Consider the following 3031-nt stretch of genomic DNA (forward strand, 5'->3'; position numbering starts at 1 on the left):
TTCAATCACTTGTGGATTATGTTGAAAACCGGAAATAATCGTAACAACTTTTCCTTTCCGTTTTTTATCATCAAGAAAAACACGAACAGATTTTTTATTGCCATCAATTGTCATTTCAAACTGCCAATTTTCAATTTCAAATTTCTAAACTATTCTCTACGCTCTTTGCTCTATGCTATTCTTCTTCGTCCAAATCATCGAGAAATGCAACAGCTCTTCGTAAATGCGGAATAACAATCGAACCACCAACAGTTAGTGCAACAGAAAAAATATCGTAAAACTCATCGCGTGTTGTTCCGAGCGATTTACATTTTTCGATATGATACGCAATGCAATCATCGCAACGCAGCACCATCGAAGAAACAAGCCCGAGCATTTCTTTTGTCTTTTCATCGAGCGCGCCTTTTTCGTACGTCAAAGTATCAACGCCGAAAAATCGTTTCACTGCGCGATTTCCTTCGCTTAAAATTTTCTCGTTCATCTTCGAACGAAACGCTTGAAATTCTTTATTCTTTTTTCCCATAAAATTAGGTGTTGGATTTTATGTTTTAGGTTTTTGTTGTGTGAATAGCGAATGTGTCGCGAATTTACGAATACTTTGCGCTATCCTTTATGTTCTCTTACTTAAAAAATCACACACAATGTAAAATGTCAAATGTAAAATATAAAATGCTCTATGCTCTATGCTCTATGCTCTTCACTCTTAAACACAATCGTATCTCCTAACAACGCTTCATTCATTGTTGGAAAATCAGTTGTAAAATGTAAACCGCGGCTTTCTTTTCGTTGCAATGCGCTGCGTACGATAAGTTCAGCAACGAGAACTAAATTGCGCAACTCAATCAATCCTTCGGAAACTTTTGTGCGGCGATAAAAATCCGTAATCTCTTCGCGCAAAAATTCTATTCGCCGCAACGCTCGCTGCAAACGCAAATCAGAACGCACGATGCCGCCGTAATCCCACATTGTTTGCTGAATTTCTTTTTTGTCGTGCTCAATCAAAATCCATTCTTCGTTGTTCACCGTCCCGCTATCATCCCACGAAGGAACGGAAACATTTTCAAATTTCTTTTGCAACGTTTCTTTCGTCACCAAACTTGCACGATGAGAAAACACAACCGCTTCGAGCAACGAATTACTCGCCAAACGATTCGCCCCGTGCACTCCCGTCATCGCAACTTCACCGCATGCAAATAAATTTTCTATCGAAGTTTTGCCGAACAAATCCGTAACAACACCGCCACAAACATAATGCGCCGCAGGAACAACGGAAATTTTTTCTTTCGTAATATCGAGTTTGAATTTTTCCAAACACGTTTTGTAAATGTTCGGAAAATGTTCTTTGATTTTTTCCGACGGAAGATGCGTAACATCGAGTTCCACAAATTCATCGCCGCTTTTTTTCAACTCCGTATCAACCGCGCGGACAACAATATCGCGTGGTGCAAGCGATTCGCGTTCATCATATTTTTTCATAAACGTTTCGCCGTTTTTCGTTCGCAAGATTCCACCGGCACCGCGCATCGCTTCGGAAATCAAATACGCAGGCGAACCGGAATTATACAACGTCGTCGGATGAAACTGAATAAACTCCATATTCGCAAGCGTTGCACCGGCTCGATACGCCATCGCAAATCCATCGCCCGTTGCAATGTTCGGATTTGTCGTGTGCAAATATACTTGTCCCGCGCCGCCGGTGGAAAGCATCGTAATGTTTGCGAGAAAAGTTTTCACAACATTTTCATCTTCATCAAGAACATAGGCGCCGTAGCAATGTTTTATTGTGCTTTCGGAAATTTCTTTGCCGAGTTGATGTTCCGTAATCAAATCAATCGCGAAATGATTTTCGTAGAACGTAATGTTTTTCGTTTCTGAAATTTTTTGTAGCAACGCTCGTTCGATTTCTTTTCCCGTCAAGTCTGCAGCGTGTAAAATTCTGTTGCGCGAATGTCCTCCTTCACGCGCAACGTCAAACTGCTGTTGTTTCTTTGTGAACTGCACGCCGATTTCCGCAAGTTCTTTTACACGCGTCGGACCTTCTTTCACCATCACTTCCACTGCATCGCGATGACACAAACCGCCGCCAACATTGAGCGTATCGTGAATATGCAAATCAAAAGAATCTTCCGACGTAATCACCGATGCAATGCCGCCTTGTGCGTAGTTTGTGTTCGATTCCGCTTTTTCTTTTTTCGTAATGATAGCAACCGAAGCAAACTCCGAAACTTTCAACGCATAAAAAAGTCCCGCAATGCCGCTTCCGATAACGAGTATGTCAGTTTTGATTTGCATAGTTTGCAAACACTTCATCAAAAACATTCACTGCAACATCAACTTGCGCTTTGGAAAGAATCAACGGCGGAAGCAAGCGAAGAACATTTGTATTTGTGCAATTGATGAGAATACCTTTCTCCAAAATCTTTTCGACAAATATTGCCCCATCGCACGAAAGTTCAACGCCAAGCATCAATCCTTTTCCGCGAACATTTTTTATCAGCGAAGAATGTTTTTCCTTCAACAAAAAAAGTTTCTGCAAAAAATATTCGCCGACATCTTTTGCGTTTCTCATTATTCCGTTGTTCACAATTTCATTCACGGTTGCAATTCCTGCACAACACGCAACGGGATTTCCACCGAATGTTGTTCCGTGAACGCCGAAAGTAAAAACATCAGCAACCTTTTCATTTCCCAACATTGCGCCAAGAGGTAAACCACCGCCAACCGCTTTCGCAACGCAAATAATATCGGGTTGAACATTGCTATGCTCGAACGCAAAAAATTTTCCCGTGCGACCAATACCGCCTTGAATTTCATCCGCAATAATCAGAAAGCCAAATTTTTCTCGCAGTGAAAATAATGTTTCGACAAATTCTCTCGATGCGGAAACAATTCCTCCTTCGCCTTGAATAAATTCCAAAAAAATTCCCGCAGTAGTTTCGTCAATGTTTGCAAGCGCATCAGCAACATCGTTGTAACGAATCACGCTTGCATTCGGAAGAAACGGCTCGTAACCGCTTTTGTATTTTTCTTT

General features: G+C 41.3%; 4 protein-coding genes. All 4 read right to left on the reverse strand.

The genetic code is table 11. The annotated features are described in order from the left end of the window. Positions 1-114: translation initiation factor (locus tag FJ218_11235; GenBank protein MBM4167474.1), on the reverse strand; the 114-nt coding region annotated here is incomplete at its 3' end. A 61-nt stretch (positions 115-175) separates the two neighbouring features. Next, complete coding sequence (locus tag FJ218_11240; GenBank protein ID MBM4167475.1) at positions 176-523, reverse strand: carboxymuconolactone decarboxylase family protein; 348 nt, start codon at positions 521-523, stop codon at positions 176-178. A 158-nt stretch (positions 524-681) separates the two neighbouring features. Continuing rightward, on the reverse strand, positions 682-2310 hold the full coding sequence (gene nadB, locus FJ218_11245) for an L-aspartate oxidase (GenBank protein MBM4167476.1): 1629 nt from the start codon (positions 2308-2310) through the stop codon (positions 682-684). Then, positions 2276-3031, reverse strand: a 756-nt coding sequence (locus tag FJ218_11250) for an aminotransferase class III-fold pyridoxal phosphate-dependent enzyme (GenBank protein ID MBM4167477.1), incomplete at its 5' end; no start/stop codon positions are given. The genes nadB and FJ218_11250, both read right to left, overlap by 35 nt.

Source organism: Ignavibacteria bacterium (assembly GCA_016873775.1).
Lineage (GTDB): Bacteria > Bacteroidota > Ignavibacteria > UBA10030 > F1-140-MAGs086 > JAGXRH01.